Origin of the sequence: Rhizobium vallis (genome assembly GCF_003985155.1) — a bacterium.
Taxonomy (GTDB): domain Bacteria; phylum Pseudomonadota; class Alphaproteobacteria; order Rhizobiales; family Rhizobiaceae; genus Rhizobium; species Rhizobium vallis.
In genome coordinates this window covers 566,924-582,974 of record NZ_ML133688.1, presented here as the reverse complement: position 1 = coordinate 582,974, position 16,051 = coordinate 566,924, and the positions used below count along the sequence as shown (strand labels likewise).

Annotated in this window: 20 protein-coding genes; 14 read left to right on the top strand and 6 right to left on the bottom strand. The window is 60.6% G+C overall.

The window, feature by feature from the left end:
* The first annotated feature begins 145 nt into the window (after positions 1-145).
* On the top strand, positions 146-1,477 hold the full coding sequence (locus EFQ99_RS12795; RefSeq protein ID WP_126921389.1) for a diguanylate cyclase: 1,332 nt from the start codon (positions 146-148) through the stop codon (positions 1,475-1,477).
* Between the two features lie 200 nt (positions 1,478-1,677).
* On the opposite strand, the gene EFQ99_RS12790 is transcribed toward EFQ99_RS12795, so the two are convergent.
* A complete protein-coding gene (locus EFQ99_RS12790) occupies positions 1,678-2,700 on the bottom strand; it encodes a GlxA family transcriptional regulator (RefSeq protein ID WP_126921388.1) in 1,023 nt (340 codons plus the stop codon).
* Between the two features lie 298 nt (positions 2,701-2,998).
* A complete protein-coding gene (locus EFQ99_RS12780; RefSeq protein ID WP_126921386.1) occupies positions 2,999-3,199 on the bottom strand; it encodes a hypothetical protein in 201 nt (66 codons plus the stop codon).
* A 155-nt stretch (positions 3,200-3,354) separates the two neighbouring features.
* Between EFQ99_RS12780 and EFQ99_RS12775 the strand changes: the two genes are divergently transcribed.
* On the top strand, positions 3,355-4,284 hold the full coding sequence (locus tag EFQ99_RS12775; RefSeq protein ID WP_126921385.1) for a LysR family transcriptional regulator: 930 nt from the start codon (positions 3,355-3,357) through the stop codon (positions 4,282-4,284).
* Here EFQ99_RS12775 and EFQ99_RS12770 read toward each other — a convergent pair.
* Positions 4,273-5,223: an alpha/beta fold hydrolase gene (locus EFQ99_RS12770; RefSeq protein ID WP_126921384.1), complete on the bottom strand. Its 951-nt coding sequence runs from the start codon at positions 5,221-5,223 to the stop codon at positions 4,273-4,275. The genes EFQ99_RS12775 and EFQ99_RS12770 overlap by 12 nt on opposite strands.
* 254 nt (positions 5,224-5,477) lie before the next feature.
* Here EFQ99_RS12770 and EFQ99_RS12765 point away from each other — a divergent pair, with 254 nt between their 5' ends.
* The 3 genes from EFQ99_RS12765 to EFQ99_RS12755 all read left to right on the top strand — a co-directional run bounded on the left by EFQ99_RS12765 (position 5,478) and on the right by EFQ99_RS12755 (position 7,442).
* Positions 5,478-6,791, top strand: coding sequence for an epoxide hydrolase family protein (locus EFQ99_RS12765; protein ID WP_126921383.1), 1,314 nt, complete (start codon positions 5,478-5,480; stop codon positions 6,789-6,791).
* 117 nt (positions 6,792-6,908) lie between these two features.
* Positions 6,909-7,142, top strand: coding sequence for a DUF2171 domain-containing protein (locus EFQ99_RS12760; RefSeq protein WP_126921382.1), 234 nt, complete (start codon positions 6,909-6,911; stop codon positions 7,140-7,142).
* 114 nt (positions 7,143-7,256) lie between these two features.
* The gene (locus EFQ99_RS12755; RefSeq protein WP_038689520.1) at positions 7,257-7,442 is read left to right on the top strand and encodes a DUF3008 family protein; all 186 of its coding nucleotides are present in this window, start codon (positions 7,257-7,259) and stop codon (positions 7,440-7,442) included.
* Positions 7,443-7,454: 12 nt separating this feature from the next.
* On the opposite strand, the gene EFQ99_RS12750 is transcribed toward EFQ99_RS12755, so the two are convergent.
* Positions 7,455-8,174: an MgtC/SapB family protein gene (locus EFQ99_RS12750; protein WP_126921381.1), complete on the bottom strand. Its 720-nt coding sequence runs from the start codon at positions 8,172-8,174 to the stop codon at positions 7,455-7,457.
* A gap of 261 nt (positions 8,175-8,435) precedes the next feature.
* Here EFQ99_RS12750 and greA point away from each other — a divergent pair, with 261 nt between their 5' ends.
* From greA to EFQ99_RS12720, 6 genes are all read left to right on the top strand, one after another.
* The gene (gene greA, locus EFQ99_RS12745) at positions 8,436-8,918 is read left to right on the top strand and encodes a transcription elongation factor GreA (protein ID WP_126921380.1); all 483 of its coding nucleotides are present in this window, start codon (positions 8,436-8,438) and stop codon (positions 8,916-8,918) included.
* A gap of 119 nt (positions 8,919-9,037) precedes the next feature.
* The gene (gene speD / locus EFQ99_RS12740) at positions 9,038-9,418 is read left to right on the top strand and encodes an adenosylmethionine decarboxylase (protein WP_126921379.1); all 381 of its coding nucleotides are present in this window, start codon (positions 9,038-9,040) and stop codon (positions 9,416-9,418) included.
* A 98-nt stretch (positions 9,419-9,516) separates the two neighbouring features.
* A complete protein-coding gene (locus EFQ99_RS12735; protein ID WP_126921378.1) occupies positions 9,517-10,368 on the top strand; it encodes a DUF350 domain-containing protein in 852 nt (283 codons plus the stop codon).
* A 10-nt stretch (positions 10,369-10,378) separates the two neighbouring features.
* Positions 10,379-11,035 carry a hypothetical protein gene (locus tag EFQ99_RS12730; RefSeq protein ID WP_126921377.1) on the top strand — a complete coding sequence of 219 codons (657 nt, stop codon included), beginning with the start codon at positions 10,379-10,381 and terminating at the stop codon, positions 11,033-11,035.
* Positions 11,032-11,268: a hypothetical protein gene (locus tag EFQ99_RS12725; RefSeq protein ID WP_126921376.1), complete on the top strand. Its 237-nt coding sequence runs from the start codon at positions 11,032-11,034 to the stop codon at positions 11,266-11,268. Before EFQ99_RS12730 ends, EFQ99_RS12725 begins: the two co-directional genes overlap by 4 nt.
* A 5-nt stretch (positions 11,269-11,273) precedes the next feature.
* Positions 11,274-12,824, top strand: a complete 1,551-nt coding sequence (locus EFQ99_RS12720) for a polyamine aminopropyltransferase (RefSeq protein ID WP_126921475.1) — start codon at positions 11,274-11,276, stop codon at positions 12,822-12,824.
* Between the two features lie 61 nt (positions 12,825-12,885).
* On the opposite strand, the gene EFQ99_RS12715 is transcribed toward EFQ99_RS12720, so the two are convergent.
* Positions 12,886-13,779 (bottom strand): LysR family transcriptional regulator ArgP, encoded by an 894-nt coding sequence (locus tag EFQ99_RS12715; RefSeq protein WP_126921375.1) that lies wholly within the window; start codon positions 13,777-13,779, stop codon positions 12,886-12,888.
* A gap of 100 nt (positions 13,780-13,879) precedes the next feature.
* Between EFQ99_RS12715 and EFQ99_RS12710 the strand changes: the two genes are divergently transcribed.
* Complete coding sequence (locus tag EFQ99_RS12710) at positions 13,880-14,488, top strand: LysE/ArgO family amino acid transporter (protein ID WP_126921374.1); 609 nt, start codon at positions 13,880-13,882, stop codon at positions 14,486-14,488.
* Between the two features lie 93 nt (positions 14,489-14,581).
* Here EFQ99_RS12710 and EFQ99_RS35015 read toward each other — a convergent pair whose 3' ends face one another.
* Positions 14,582-14,725, bottom strand: a complete 144-nt coding sequence (locus tag EFQ99_RS35015) for a hypothetical protein (RefSeq protein ID WP_164736369.1) — start codon at positions 14,723-14,725, stop codon at positions 14,582-14,584.
* Between the two features lie 73 nt (positions 14,726-14,798).
* Here EFQ99_RS35015 and EFQ99_RS12705 point away from each other — a divergent pair, with 73 nt between their 5' ends.
* Complete coding sequence (locus tag EFQ99_RS12705) at positions 14,799-15,740, top strand: LysR family transcriptional regulator (RefSeq protein ID WP_208722748.1); 942 nt, start codon at positions 14,799-14,801, stop codon at positions 15,738-15,740.
* 116 nt (positions 15,741-15,856) lie between these two features.
* Complete coding sequence (locus EFQ99_RS12700; protein ID WP_126921372.1) at positions 15,857-16,012, top strand: entericidin domain-containing protein; 156 nt, start codon at positions 15,857-15,859, stop codon at positions 16,010-16,012.
* Positions 16,013-16,051 lie beyond the last annotated feature (39 nt).

Here is a 16,051-nt window from a genome sequence, read left to right as displayed (position 1 = left end):
ACGGTCGGGGGCCGACGTCAGATTTCTGCAATTACAAGTGTTGACGCCATTTGTCCCCTTCACGCGCGCAAGTGTCTCGGTTATCGTCCGCCCCGCCGGGTAAGGGGCCGAGTCGAGCCCCGCGCGCGCATGGGGGAGTAGCGTCGTGGCTTTTCAAGCGGATTTTCACCGGGATGGTATCGGGCTGCGCTCTGGCGGGCTCAAGATACTTCTGGTTGAAGATTCCCGCATGTTTTCCGCCGTGCTCTGTCACCGGTTCCAGACTGAGCTTGGTCTTGCCGTCAAATCCTGCTCCTCATTGAAGGCCCTGCGCAAGGAACTCGCCGATGACGGTCACGGCTACACCATGGCCGTCGTCGATCTCAATCTGCCGGATTCGCCCTATGGCGAGGCGCTCGACTGCACGATCGAGCACGATATCCCGGCAATCGTCTTCACCGCGACATTCGATCTCAACACGCGCAACAGGATCATGGAGCGCAATGTCATCGATTACGTGCTGAAGGACAACGAATTCGCGCTCGACAATCTGGTCGCGACCGTCCGCCGCGCGATCTCCAACCGCAAGACGCGGGTGCTCGTCGTCGATGACGTCGTCTCGGCCCGCCAGGTTCTCGTCGATCTCCTGAAGGCGCAGCAATATCTCGTCGTCGAGGCGAATTCCGGGCTCGAGGCCCTGGCGGCGCTCGAAGCCTACAGCGATATCGAGCTCGTCGTCACCGACCATCATATGCCCGACATGAGCGGCTACGAGCTGACCCGGCGCATTCGCCATCGCTTCGGTTCGGACAGGCTGCGCGTCATCGGCGTTTCCTCTTCCAACGACCGCATGCTTTCCGCGAGCTTCCTCAAGGCCGGTGCCAGCGATTTCGTCTATCGGCCGTTCGTCGCCGAGGAGCTGCAATGCCGCATCGCCAACAATGCCGAGACGCTGGCGCAGATGCGCCAGCTCAGGGCGGCTGCGGCCTGCGATTACCTCACAGGCCTCTACAACCGCCGCTATTTCTACGACAACGGCCCGAAGCTGGTGAACGAGTGCCTGCGGCTGAAAACACCGAGTTCGGTGGCCATTCTCGATATCGATCATTTCAAGCGGCTGAACGATACCTTTGGCCACGAGATCGGCGACAAGGTGCTGAAAGCTGTCGCAAACAGGCTGTTCACGATCTTCGACGGCAGCGACAATCTTCTGTCGCGCCTTGGCGGTGAGGAATTCGCCATCCTCTTCCCGCAGATGGATTCAGCTGCCGCCACCAAGCTTTGCGACGAGATCCGCTCGGATATTTCACGGCTGAAGGTGACGGCCGACGACGAGGAACTCGGCGTCACGATCTCGATCGGCATCGCCGAGATCGGCGGCTACGAAACCTTCGAGAACTATCTCAACGCCGCCGACCAGTTCCTCTACATGGCCAAGCACCGCGGCCGCAACCAGGTCTATTCCGACGCCAGAATGACGGAGGAGGCGGCGCAGTAAGTGCGTTTCGCCTTGCTTATGCCTACAGCCGCCATTGTCTGGCGTCATCCTCGGCCTTGTGTCGAGGATCTGCTGCGTATCAACAGACGAAACGGCAGTAGATGCTCGGGACAGGCCCGAGCATGACGGAGGAGAGGTCATCAGACCTCAAAAGGCGGCCGGGCGAACCGCCTCTCTCATTTTCTTCAGCCGTCGTTATCTCAAGCAGCCACGGCCTGCTGCCTTGCCGTCGCCATGGTCATCTTGCGCTCGGCGCGTTCCTGCTGCGGCGAGCGGTGGTAGAGTTCGCGATAACACTTGGAGAAATGCGAGGCCGAGACGAAACCGCAGGCGACGGCGACTTCGACGACGGGCATGGAGGACTGCACCAGCAGGTGGCGGGCGCGGTCGAGGCGGATTTCCAGATAGTAGCGGGCCGGCGAGCGGCCCATCTCCTGCCGGAACAGCCGCTCGATCTGGCGACGGGAGAGGCCGGCGCCGTCGGCGATCTCGATCAGCGACAGCGGCTCGGCGAGATTGCCTTCCATCAGCTCGATGATCGACAGCACCTTGGCGTTCTGCACGCCGAGGCGGGCGCGCAACGGCAGGCGCTGGCGGTCGTGCGGGTTGCGCACGCGGTCGGTCAGGTGCTGCTCGCAGATGCGGTTGACCAGGCTTTCGCCGAAATCCTCGCCGATCAGGTTCAGCATCATGTCGAGCGAAGCGGTGCCGCCGGCGCAGGTATAGAGATTGCCGTCGACCTCATAGAGATCGGCATAGACTTCGGCCTGCGGAAAGGCTTCGGAAAAGCCCGGCAGGTTCTCCCAATGGATGGCGCAGCGCTTGCCGTTCAGCAGACCGGCCTGGGCCAGGACATGTGCGCCCGTACAGAGGCTGCCGACGGCAACGCCGCGATTGTAGCATTCACGCAGCCAGGCATTGACCGACTTGTTGTTGAACTCTTCGATATCGATGCCGGAACAGACGAGCACCATGCCCGGCCGGTTTTCGCCGCCGAGATGGCGGCGCTCCTCGGCGAGCGAGGAATTCGCCTCGATGCCGATGCCGCAGGAAGAATAGACCTTGTCCCCGTCGACGGAGGCGAGCCGCCAGGTATAGGCCTGGTAGCCGAGCATGCGGTTGGCGATGCGCAAGGTGTCCACGGCCGCCGAAAAGGGCAGCATGGTGAATTGCGGTACCATAAAGAAGACCAGTGAACGCTTCTTGATCTGCATCCTGTTCATAGCGAAATCCATGCTCGAGGGACGATGACATATTCGTCGCGCGGAATGCGTCGCGCGGATGTCCTAAAAGCGACACTGGCATGGATAAATGCGGCCGGGAAGAGCAAATATGCGACATTGACCGCGATTTGACTGGTCAAGCGGTCGTCAAGCCGGGGGCGGGGAAGAGAACAGGCTTACAGGCAGGCTCAAAAACGGCGTGGAAGCCGACATTCCGGGGACGAAAAAGGGCGGCGTACACGAGGCAGGCGCCGCCCTCATCTTAAGAGGAATGTCGCATTCATTATATGGTTCGGCATTACATGGTCTGGTGTTTGCTGTCGTCCGTGCTCGGCCAGCCGATGTCCTTGCGGATGTCGAAGGGCATAGCTTCGATTTCGCGGGCAGTGCGCCAGCGCGTCCAGGCGAGCACGAGCTTGTGGGCATAATCTGCCAGATCGAAGCGGCCTCTGCCGGAGGTGAAGGTCTTGCCGGCACCCCGATAAATAAGCGTGGTCATTTTCCGGTTCCTTTCCTAGGGTCCAGGGACATGGTGTTCGATGGGAGGTTCGTCCATGTCCATGATGCTAATATGGGCTTGAGGAACTCATCATTCAAACGAATAGAGTTTATGGATAACATCAATAGGATTGAATGATCGCGGGAGGGCGACCGATGGACCGACTTGATGCGATGCGGGTCTTGCTTGCCGTGGTCGATGCGGGCAGCATTTCTGCCGGCAGCCGAAAGCTCAATGCGCCATTGCCTAGCGTCAGCCGCAAGGTAGCAGATCTCGAGCGCCATCTCGGCGCGAGCCTGATCGTGCGAACGAGCCGGAACCTGCAGCTGACCGATGCCGGTCGCGAATATGTCGACGCCGCCAGGAGGATCATTTCTGATATAGAGGAGGCCGAACGGCGGGTTTCCGGAGAGTATCAGACACCGCGAGGCCTCCTCACCATCACCATGCCGGTGGAATACGGCAACCGTCATGTCCTGCCGATCGCGCTCGGCTTCATGGAGAAGTATCCGGAGGTGTCGCTGAACCTTCTGTCGTCGGACCGTTCGGTCCATCTCCTCAGCGAACAGGTCGATATTGCGATCCGTCTCGGGGATCTGGCCGACAGCTCCCTTTATGCCGTCAAGGCCGGAGAGTTCCGGCTTCTCACCTGCGCCAGTCCCGCCTACCTTGAACAGCATGGAGTGCCGAAACATCCACGCGATCTGCCCAAGCACGACGGCATCATTTTCAACAGCAGGACGTTCTTTTGGACTTTCGACATGGATGGGCAGCGGGTCGAAGTCCTTCCCAGGACGAGGCTGGAGGTCAACACCGCAGCGAACTGTGTTGCAGCGGCGCTGAGCGGGGCTGGAATCGCCCGGCTGTTCGATTATCAGATTCAGGAGCACCTTGCGTCCGGGCAACTCGTTCCGGTTCTGGAAGAGTATGAAGGCGCCTCGCGTCCGATCCACATGGTCTATTCCAGGCAGGGGCCGCTCGCCCTGAAAGTGAGATCCTTCATCGATTGGGCATTGCCGCGGCTTCGGGAGAGCAGCGGCAACTCGTTTCCGATCGGCGACCAGGTTTCGCCTTCATCTCGCTGATGCAAGGACCTCTTCGATGGTTCGTTCCGGATATTGCAGATGCGGATAGTGGCCCGCGCCGGCGACGACATCGAGCGTCACGTCCAAGCGCTCGGCAAGTTCGGCGCCCATTTTCTTGTCGATATAGAGGTCCTTCTCGCCCCAGGCGACCTTGACCGGCGTCTTGAGCCTGCCGAGGTTGGCCTCGAAGAAATCCTGGTCCCGGGTAAAGCTGGAATAATAGTGGTAGAAGGCGTCGGCCGAGGTCAACTCGCCGTGACCCCAGCTCTGGTTCATGTCTTCCTGCACGTCAGCGGGAAGATCGAACTGCTCCTCGTTCGACAGTCCGCGCCTGTAGGTATTTGCAAGGATTTCGCTGCTGGTCTTGTTCATGTAGGCGCGGGTCTGGGAAGCTGACGGCTCGCTCTTCAGGGCCTGCAGGCTCTCATACATGTAGTTCGGCCGGTTGAAGGGTGCGAAGTCGCCAACGACGATATTCCTGGCGATATCAGGCTCGTCGATGGCCGCGAGCAGTGCGGGAAGAGAGCCGATATCGGTGGCATAGATCGTCAGCTTCGAGCGATCGATGCTCGCCTCGGCGATATAGGCCTTCAGCACCCTGGCATAGTCTGCCGGCGCATAGCCGAACTTTTCGACCGAGGGGCGCGATGACTGTCCGTAGCCCGGCCAGTCGAAGGCGTGGACGTCGTAGTCGCCGGCGAGGCTCCTGGCGATATTTTTCCAGACGAACAGCGTTTCCGGAAAGCCGTGGAGGAAGAGCACGGTTCCCTTCGGGTCCTCAGCGTGAAGGACCATCCTTCTCAGGGTGACATCCTTGTCGATCGTGACGAATCCGATGTCCGCGTCCTTGTTCTTCTGCGCCGGCGCGGCATGGCCGAGCGTCGCCGATGTGCCGAACACGGCGGTTGCCAGAAGACTTGCGATTGATCCTTTCAGCATGGGATGCTCCTTTGGTCGAGTTCTCGCGACTTGGCGTCGTTGGCTGTGAAGATCGGGTAAAGCCGTGTGGTCCGGTAGCTCGAGAAAGTGAGAGGTAGCCTCTCGGATCAGGTCGGGCATCGCGCGCCGAAATGAGAGGATGACTCTCAGTTTCGCCAAGTATCGATGAAGCCGGCCAGGGGCTAGGTTCTCCACGCTCACGACAATGGCGAGATCGCGGAACTGGTGAGCTATCTTGCGGAGAGGATGCAGTCATGACCAAGCAGCAATCCAGGGAAGCAATGCAGTTGTCGCGTCGATCACTGCTGTTTGGCAGCGCCGGAGTAGCCTTGTCGGCCGCCGCCCTCCCGAATGTCGCCCTCGCAGCGGAGGTCGCTACCCCGGCGCTTGGCGCTGACGTGCGGCCGTTCAAGACCGAGGTGCCGCAGGCCGCGCTTGACGATCTTCGCCGCCGGCTCATTGCGACCCGATGGCCGGAAGGTCAGACGGTCGCGGACAGATCTCAGGGGGTGCAGCCCGAGAAGCTGCGCGCGCTGGTCGACTATTGGCAGACCGCCTACGACTGGCGCCGGGCCGAAGCAAAGCTCAATGCCTATCCGCAATTCCTGACGGAGATCGACGGCCTCGACATTCACTTCATCCACATCAGATCGACGAACGAACGCGCGTTGCCCCTGATCATGACCCACGGGTGGCCGGGCTCCGTTTTCGAACTTCTGGATGTCATCGGGCCGCTCACCGATCCCGTCGCGCATGGCGGCAAGGCGGAGGATGCGTTTCATCTGGTCATTCCCTCGATCCCCGGCTTCGGCTTTTCGGGAAAACCGACGGAGAAAGGATGGGATCCGCAGCGTATAGCGGCAGCCTGGGACACGCTGATGAAACGTCTCGGCTATCTCAGCTACGTGTCCCAGGGCGGGGATTGGGGAGCGATCATCAGCGATGCGCTCGGACGGCAGGCGCCAGAGGGTCTGCTCGGCATTCACGTCAACCGGGTCGAACGCGCCACGACCTTTCCACCTGATGCAGCCAAGGCGCTGATGAGCGGTGACGCCGCTCCGGAAACCCTGTCGGTGGACGAGAAGGTCATATTCAACGAGGCTCGCGACTTTCTGAACAACGGGTTCGGTTATGCAGCGATCATGAGCACGCGGCCGGAGACGGTGGGATATGGCCTGGCGGATTCCCCGGTCGGTCTCGGGGCCTGGCTCTACGACAAGATCGCCGACTGGGTGTTCACGCGCGGCGACCCGGAGAGCGCCCTCGGCCGGGACGCGCTTCTAGACAACATCACGTTCTACTGGCTGACCAACACAGGCCCTTCCAGCGGAAAGATCTATTGGGAAAATGCCGCGGGAATGGCGAAGCTTTCTCCCGTCAGGGTGCCGGTCGCCGTCACCGTCTTTCCCGGCGAAGTCTATAAGCCTCCGAAGAAGTGGCTGGCAAAAGCCTATCCTGACCTCGTCTACTACAATCAGGTAGAGAAGGGCGGGCACTTTGCGGCCTGGGAGGAGCCGGAACTCTTCAGTCAGGAAGTGAGGGCGGCGTTCAGAGGGCTCAGGAGCTGATCGTCTCGCGCGAGCGGATTTCGCCGGAACAATTTTGTCTGTGACAAACGGCTTGGAACCAACTTCGCTCCCCGTCGTTGCGGCCTGGTAACTGCCAGTGATGCAAAGGAGGAAACGATGATTTCCGTAGACCAGATTCGCGAACATATGGAAGTCCTGACCGCCGACGGCACCCATGTCGGGACCGTCGACCATCTCGACGGCCCTACCCGTATCAAGCTGACCAAGACCGATTCCGAGGACGGCAAGCATCACCTGATCCCGCTCGACTGGGTCGATCACGTCGACGCTCACGTTCATCTGACGAAGAACGCCAGGGATGTCCGCAGCCAGTGGGCCACCATCAACTGACGAGCGCGCGGCTGCGGCTTCAGCCGCAGCCTCTCGCCGTATGGTGTCCAGGGTAGGGGGATCAGGAAGTAGGAGAGGTGAAAGCATCCTCGTTCCGGTCAGAAGGAGACCGATATGCCAGCCAAATCCAAGGCCCAGCAGAAGGCGGCAGGAGCCGCACTTTCAGCCAAGCGCGGCGAGACGCCCAAGAAGGAACTCAAGGGCGCCTCGAAGCAGATGGTCGAATCCATGAGCGAAAAGCAGCTCGAGGAATTTGCGTCGACGAAAAGAAAAGGCAAGCCCGAGCACGTCTCGAAATAGGTGCTGTCCGGTTCAGTTCGTCGTCGAATGCATTGAGAAATGGGCGATCTCGTGCGCCTCGCAAACGGCGGTCAGGATGGCGCGGGCGGATGCGTCCGGATCCTTTGCCAGCCAGCGCAATTCGAATGTCGCGCCGATGCGGCCGTCTTCGGTCGGTCCCAGCGAGACCAGCAGTGCGCTGCATTCAAGAGGTCCCAGCACATCCGACAGATCGGGAATATCGGAACTCGAGCCGTAGACGACGAGCGTCGCCTTCCGTTCGCAGCGCAGCCATGTATCCAGATGCTTCATCGGCTTCAGGACGATGAAGGCAACCACCGTCGCCACCGTCCCCGTCACGATCTGCCCGCCGCCGAAGCAGAGGCCGACGACCGTCATGAACCAGAGGGTCGCTGCTGTGGTGACGCCGGTCATCATGTCGCCGCGCCTCAGGAGCGCGCCGCCGCCGATGAAGCCGACGCCCGTGAGAACGCCGAGCGGAAAGCGCAGCACGTCCATCTGCGAGAAGAAGCCGGGTGTCTTTCCGTAGACCGACAGAAGGAGGTTTGCCTGGATCATCGCCAGGCAGGCAGCAAGCGCCACCAGGATCGTGGTGCGGAAGCCTGCCGAGTGGCCGCCGCGCTCGCGGTCGAGGCCGATCAGGCCGCCGGCGACCACCGTCAGCGCGATCCGCAGGGCGATCTCCCACCAGCTCGGCTCCAGCGGCATGGCATCCGTCAGGAGCGAAGACATGTTTCAATCCTGATGGTGTTGCCTTTCCCTAGCTGCTGGCCGGGCATTCGGTCCTCCTGCGCTACGGTGCCTCTGGAGGAGATAAACGCCATGTGCGACAGGACGTTCCAGGCAGCCTGCAGCCATGGGGCCGTGACCGCTCAGAGCCGTCGCCCACACCGCAAATTGGCGGTTCGTCCGCAGCCGGTGTATGGATGGTTCCAAACTTGGGCACTCGCCCGTTAGAAATAAGCGCATGGCGCCTGAAATGGAGTTCTGAGATTGGCTGTCGCCTTCACCAAGGAAGAGAGTTTCGAAACTGCTTCGGAAACGCTGCTGCCGGACCGGCCGGTCTCGCCGCATCCGAACCTCGTCACGGAGGCCGGGTTGAAGGCCCTGGAGCTGCAGTTCCGCGAGGCGCGCGAGGCCCATGATGCCACGAACGGCATCGAAGACGTGAACGAACGGCGCCGGCAGGCGGCCACTCCCTTGCGCGACCTGCGCTACCTCCAGGCAAGACTGGGCACCGCCCAGCTGATGCCTGACCCGGCGTCGGCGGATGTCGTGGCCTTCGGCAACACGGTGACCTTCCGCCGCGACGACGGGCGTGTTCAGACCTATCGCATCGTCGGGGAGGACGAAGCCGATCCCAAGGCCGGATCGATTTCCTACGTTTCCCCGGTGGCGCGGCTGCTGATGGGCAAGGCCGTCGGCGACGTGGTGGAGACGGGCGGCCAGGAGCTGGAGATCACGGCTATTGCGTAGGATACGATAGAGGCGTCAAGCGCATGGTTTCGGCACAAAATGATGATGGTTGGAATTGGTACTGGCGCGGCTGCCCCGGGTAAGGATATGCAGAAGTTCCAATATCAACGAGAACTTGCATGCTCTCCAAGACATCCGATGCGCCCGGGAAGACGGATTACCCGCCGGGAACCCATGTTCTGCTCGATTTCTGGGGTGCGCGAGGATTGGATGACGCGGGTTTCATCGAGGCGGCGATGCGCGGCGCTGCCGAGGCCTGCGGTGCTACGGTCCTGGAAACGCGGCTGCACCAGTTCGGCGCCGGCGGCGGTATTACCGGCGTCGCCCTGCTGGCCGAATCGCATATCAGCATCCACACATGGCCCGAGACGGATTATGCCGCACTGGATATCTTTCTCTGTGGCGCTTGCCGGGCGGAAGACGCGATCGAACCGCTGAAGACCAGCTTCATGCCGTCTGACGCAACGGTCACGAGGGTGGAGCGCGGTCGTCGATACTGATTTTTACATGTGGAAGTTGCGCTTTTACTATTGAAGCCATGTCGCGGAAACAATACAGGTCTTCATCTCTCCTTTATTAACTCCCGCAGGACGCTGACATGGATTTTCGAGGACTTGCGGTGGACGATATTGTCCGGGCGCCAGCCTTCATTCTCCTCTACCTCATCCTCATCCTGGTCGCCAAATGGTGCAAGGGTTTGGCAGTCTCCTACAGACTCAACGAGGAGCTGGCAGAAAACGACAATCTCGCCGTCGGGCTTTCCATGTCGGGCTATTATCTGGCGACGGCGGCCATCTATGTCGCGGCTCTCTACGGACCGACCAGGGGCCTCGTTCACGATCTTATCACCGTCGGCGGCTATTCGCTGCTCGGCATCGGCCTGCTTAATCTGGCGCGCTGGTTCAGCGATCGGGCGGTGCTGCGCAAGTTCGACGACACCCAGCAGCTGGTAAACGAGAAGAATGTCGGCGTCGGGGCGGTGCATTGCGGCGCCTATATTGCAACCGGCCTGGTGATAGCAGGCTCGATTGCGGGCGAGGGCGGCGGCCTGCTGTCGGTCATCGTCTTCTTCGTGCTCGGCCAATTGTCGCTGTTGTTATTCGCGCTCATCTACGAGCGGCTCCTGCCTTATGACATTCACGAAGCGCTGCTCGGCAGGAACGTCGCGAGCGGCGTTGCTTTCGCCGGTCATCTCGTGGCGCTCGCGATCATCATCATGAACGCGTCTGCCGGAAACTTCGTCGACTGGGGAAAAGACCTGACCGAATTCCTCATCGCCGACATCGTCGCCTTCATCTTCCTGCCGATCCTGCGGCTGGTGATGGACCGGATGACCATTCCCGGCAAATCGCTCGGCCGCGAGATCCAGTTGGACGCCAATGTCGGGGCAGCCCTGCTGGAAGCGACGACGGCCATATGCTTTGCCGTCATCCTTGCTTTCCTGATTTGAAGGCGGCGTCGTGCGGACGAATTTTTCACGCAAATACCAACCAGAATTTCGGTTGCTGCCTGCTGAGGACGATGAGATTCATCTCGGTTATCTCGCAGCGGTTTTCATCTTCTTCGGCGTGCTCAGCCTGATTACCGCCTGGAAGCTAAGTGAACCCGTGGCAACGCTTCATAACGGCGCAGTGTCGTTTCGTCCTCAGCCCATTGCCGAAGAAGTGGAGCCGCTCGAAGCCGGAGAGGAATATGCCGCCAAGAACTACGCCCTGATCGGACCCTTCACGATCGACAGGCCCGGTCAGGTTCTCAAAGTGGAGATGAGCATCGCCCAGCCTGCTCTCAACGCGTGGTGCTTTGTCGAGGGCGAGTTGCTGGATGAGGAACAGGATTACCTGCTTTCATTCGGCCAGGAGCTCTGGCACGAGAAAGGAAGGGACGACGAGGGCCTCTGGGATGAGACAGAGAAGAGCTCAGAGATGAAGCTCACAATTCCTCAGCGCGGCAAATACTACTTCAATATCAAAACCCAAGGTAATTTTCGGCCTGACCAGATTTTCGTGACACTCACTCTGCCCTATGCGAGCAGCATACCTCACACGATCTTCGGCATCTTGACCTTGCTGATCGGCGTCGCTTTGGAAAAAATCAGGCGCATGAGGAAAAGTTCATGAATGCGAGAACTCGAAATGCGCTCTGCATCGTGACTGCTGCGCTGGCATTCCTCTATGTCATGCTCTTCTACATGGCGCTTCACGGCTACGGCTATGCCGGTCACGGCGGTTTTCATGTGCCGGCCTCGTCCTGGTATTCCAGCCAGGTCGAAGTCTACCAGGAGCGCAGCAACCGCTCAGGCAGCCCCGGCGGCTCGAACCTGCTCGGCGGCGGCCCGGAAAGCGGCAAGTGAAGGCGATGTCCGAAGAGGCGATCCAACAGCCCGCAAACGGCAACCGCAGACAGGTCGCGGCGCTCATCTTTTCAGCCTTCGTCTCTGGTCTGTGCTCGATCATTTACGAGCTTCTGATCGCGACCACCGCCTCGTATTTCCTGGGCGACAGCGTCAAGTTCTTCTCGCTGACCATCGGGATTTACATGGCGTCGATGGGGGTCGGGACCTATCTCTCGAAATTCATCGACCGGGAAATCCTGGCGCGCTTCGTCGCGATCGAGCTGGCGCTGGCGGCGCTTGGCGGCCTCAGCATCCCGATCCTCTATTTCGCCTATGCCTGGACGGGCTTGTTCATCCACGCCTACCTGTTCCTGACCATCGGCATCGGCATGCTGATCGGCCTTGAGATCCCGTTCCTGACGCGGCTGATGGATCGCTACAACCCGCTCAAGGTCAATATCGCCAACATCCTGTCGTTCGATTATTTCGGGGCGCTGGTGGCAACCATCGCCTTTCCGTTCCTCCTGCTTCCCGTCTTCGGGGTCTATCAGTCGTCTCTGCTGTTCGGCTTCGCCAATATGTCGATCGGTTTTGTGATGCTGCGCGTCTTCGGGGTGGAAATCGGAGGCAGCGTGGGCAGGCTGATGCGGCTGACGATCGTGCTTACCGGCTTGCTCGCCGCGATGATCCTGTTGTCGCATTATTTTCTCAAGCATTGGGATCAGGCGCTCTACGAGGACAGGATCGTCCATGCGGAGCAGACGCGGTTCCAGCGGATCGTGCTGACGCGTGATCGGGACGACCTTCGCCTGTATCTCGACGGCAATCTGCAATTCTCCTCGGTCGATGAATATCGCTACCATGAGGCGCTGGTGCACGTGCCGGTCTCGTTGAACCATGCCGTGCCTCAGCGGGTGCTTCTGCTCGGCGCCGGTGATGGCATGGCCGCCCGCGAGCTGCTGAAATATCCCGATCTCAAGGAGATCGTACTGGTCGATCTCGACCCGCGCATGATCGCGCTCGCCGAAAACAATCCCTATGTGAGCGCCCTCAACGGCAACAGCCTCCGCGCGTCGAAAGTGAAGATCGTCCTTGCCGACGCTTTCGGCTTTCTGCAGGAGAATACCGAGCCTTTCGACATGGTGATCGCCGACCTGCCGGATCCCAACAACAATGCTCTCGCAAGGCTTTATTCGAAGCAGTTCTATCAGCTGGTGCGGCGTAACCTTACGGGAGGCGGCTTGTTCGTCACGCAGGCGACCAGCCCATATTATGCGCCGCGTGCCTTCTGGAGCATCGCGGAGACGGTGAGGGCGGGAGGCTTTGCCAATATCTACCCCTACCACGTCAACGTGCCGTCCTTCGGGGAGTGGGGATTCGTGCTCGCAAGCGACGCCAAGCTGAACATGGCAAAGCCCGAACTCGCCGTGGAAACGCGTTTCCTGCAGGCCGACAGCCTGATCAAACATTTCCAGTTCGACAAGGACATCGCCGCCGAGAATGTCAGCGTCAGCACGCTCGATCGGCCCGTAATCCTCGATTATTATCTTGCCGGCTGGGAGCACTACCGCTGACGAGATTTCACTTCGTCGGCTTTTCGCTCATCCGGATCACACTGCATTCTTGCATGAGGCGTCAGAGACGGTGCTTGGCCACCGTGACGACTTCGCGTGTCAGGTCCGCCAGGCGGTCGGCGGCGAGGCGGTTTATCTGCCAGTAGAGGGGCACGTCGAGCGGCGTGTCCGGCACCAGCTCGACCAGCCGTCCGGAGGCGAGATGCTCGCGGGTCAGCTGGATCGGGTTCATTCCCCAGCACATGCCCGAAAGGCTCGCCTCGACGAAACTTTGCGGCGACGGCAGCCAGTGGGTGGGATAATCGAGATCCCGTCCGAACGTCCGGCGTATCCAGTCGCTCTGCAGCCTGTCCTTCTGATTGAAGGTCAGGGCCGGGGCGTTGCGGATCGCCTCTGCTGTCGCGCCCTCAGGAAAGTGGCGCGCGATGAATTCGGGGGTTGCGGTGGCGTGGTAGCGCAAGGTGCCGAGCGCAAAGCGCCGGCATCCGCGGATCGGCTTTTCCAGGCTGGTGACGGCGGCGATCACGCGTCCGCGCTGCAGCCATTCGGCGGTATGGTCCTGGTCGTCGACGGCGACGTTCAGGAGATAGGAGGAGTTCTTTGCGAAATTCGACATGGCCTCGACGAACCATGTCCCGAGGCTGTCGGCGTTGGTCGCGATCTGGAGCGTCACCCTTTGGCGTGGCTCATCGGGATCGATGAGAGCCGGCAGCTGCCCGAAGAGTTCGGCTTCGAGCATGCCGACATTCTCCATATGCCGGCAGAGCCAGTCTCCCTTTTCGGTTGGTGTGCAGGGGCTGCCTCTGACGATGAGAACAACGCCGAGGCGCTCTTCGAGCTGCTTGACGCGCTGTGAAACGGCGGAGGGTGTCACATTCAGAACGGTCGCAGCGCGTTCGAAGCTCCCCGTCTGGACGACAGTCGCAACGGCGCGCAGGGCAGGGTAGTCGAGCATGATTAGTTTCGCTTAATTCGCATAAGTCAGATTAACTAGTCTAATTCAAGCGGCGGCGATATGGCAATCACTCCAGAAGTGAGAGGCGGTCGCCGAAGAGATGAGTTTTTCGATTTACATCACAGGCCTGATGATGGGACTCAGCCTGATTGTCGCGATCGGCGCACAGAACGCCTTCATTCTTCGCCAGGGCCTGCGCAACGAACATGTCTTTGCCGTCTGCCTCGCCTGCGCGCTCTCCGACGCGGCGCTGATCCTGCTCGGCGTGACCAGCCTCCAGCAGATCGCCAGGCTGCTGCCCTGGCTCGATCCCGTCATGCGCTATGGAGGCGCGGTGTTTCTGGCCTGGTACGGGGCCAAGAGCCTCTATTCCGCCTTGCGGTCGTCCGCTACGCTGACGGCTGCGGAAGCCAAAACGACAAGCTTTCGGCAGACGCTTGCGACCTGCCTTGCACTCACCTGGCTCAATCCGCATGTCTATCTTGATACGGTCGTGCTGCTCGGCACGATTTCGACGCGCTATCCCGGACAGCAGGCCTCCTTTGCGGCGGGAGCGATGACCGGTTCCTTCCTGTTCTTCTTTTCTCTCGGCTACGGCGCAACGCGGCTACGGCCGATCTTCTCGAGGCCTTCAGCCTGGCGGATGCTGGAAACGCTGGTGGCTTTGACCATGTGGATCATCGCGTTCAAGCTCGTGGGTGGAATGTGAGCGACGGAGAAGTGCTGTCGCGTCGATAAGGGTGTTTCCCAATCTGCCGCGCCGGGCGCGCGGCATATGTTCTTCGAGCTCGCATCGCCCGCATTATGTCACGCTGACATCAGCCAGCAGATGCGGGGGAAAGCGCTTTATTTGCCGCAGCGCCTCTTCGTAATTGGCATGCCGGCGCCGGCGCGACTTGAATGCGGAAAGCGCTTGTATGATATTCCGGATGGTTGCTTGGGACATATCGGGCCTCCTTTGCTTGCATCAGCTTCCGATACCGAAAAGATGGGCCCGGATTGACATTCAATCAAACAAAATGATATGCGGTTATAAATCAGAAAAATTGAAAGATGCGACGATGAGCCTACCCTTTCGCCGTCCCATTCCTTTGCTTGACAACGATGTGCTGCGCACCTTCGTCGCCATCGCCGAGACAGGCAATTTTTCCACTGCCGCCGAAGCGGTCTTCCGCACGCCGTCGGCGGTTTCCATGCAGATCAAGAAGCTCGAGGAGCAACTCGGCGCGACGCTGTTTTTGCGCGACGCGCGCTCGGTGTCGCTGACGCGCCATGGCGAGATGCTGCTCTCCTATGCCCGCAATATCCTGGCCCTGTCGAATGAGGCGGTGTCGCGCTTCATCATGCCGGAACTAACAGGCGTCGTGCGGCTCGGCGCGCCGGAAGATATCGGCGAGCGGCTGCTGCCGAGAATTCTGAAGAGTTTTGCCGAAAGCTATCCCGGCATCATGGTCGACGTGACGATCGATATGAGCGTCGGCTTGAAGAAGCGCATGGAGGAGCAGCGGCTCGACCTGGCGCTGATCAACTGTGCGACGCGGCCGTTCCCGACGGGCGGCGAGGTGGTGTTCCGCGAGCGGCTGGTCTGGGCCGGCGCCCGGTGCGGATCGGCGCATCGCCGCGATCCCCTGCCGATCTCGATCTGGGAGGACGGCTGCATCTGGCGCCAGGAGGCGCTCGCGCAGCTCGAGCGCAACAAGCGGCCTTATCGCGTCGCCTATCTCAGCGGCCACACGATGGCGCAGCGCGCCGCCGTGCTCTCCGACCTCGCCATCGCGCCGCTGCCGCTCTCCTATGTCAGCGAGGACATGACGATCCTCGGCCTGCAGGAAGGGCTGCCCGAACTCGGTGCTTTCGACATCCGCCTGCTGACCGCCTCGCAAATGTCGGGGCCGATCGAGACGGTGGCCGACAGCATCCGCGGCGCCTTTGCCGAGCGAGCGAAGGCGGTCGCTGCCTGAGGCGCCGACACCGAAACAGCGTCGCTTGGCCAGTGAACTTTTTGGCTCGTTGTGCGTTATTGGCGCGGACGGCAATTATCGCCGTTCGGGGTTGATTTCAAACAAGGATATTCGAAATGACGACAACGGCCAAAATTGCCGCAGCCTTCATGGTTCTTCTTGCTCTTTCCTCCTGCGGCAACACGATCCGCGGCGTGGGAAAGGATACGGCGAATGCCGTCAACGCCACCCAGGATGCCGGCCGCTCCGTGAGCCACGCCGCTAAGAAGTGAGCGGGCGCCAGGCTTGCCGGGCTGAGCTGGATCTTGATT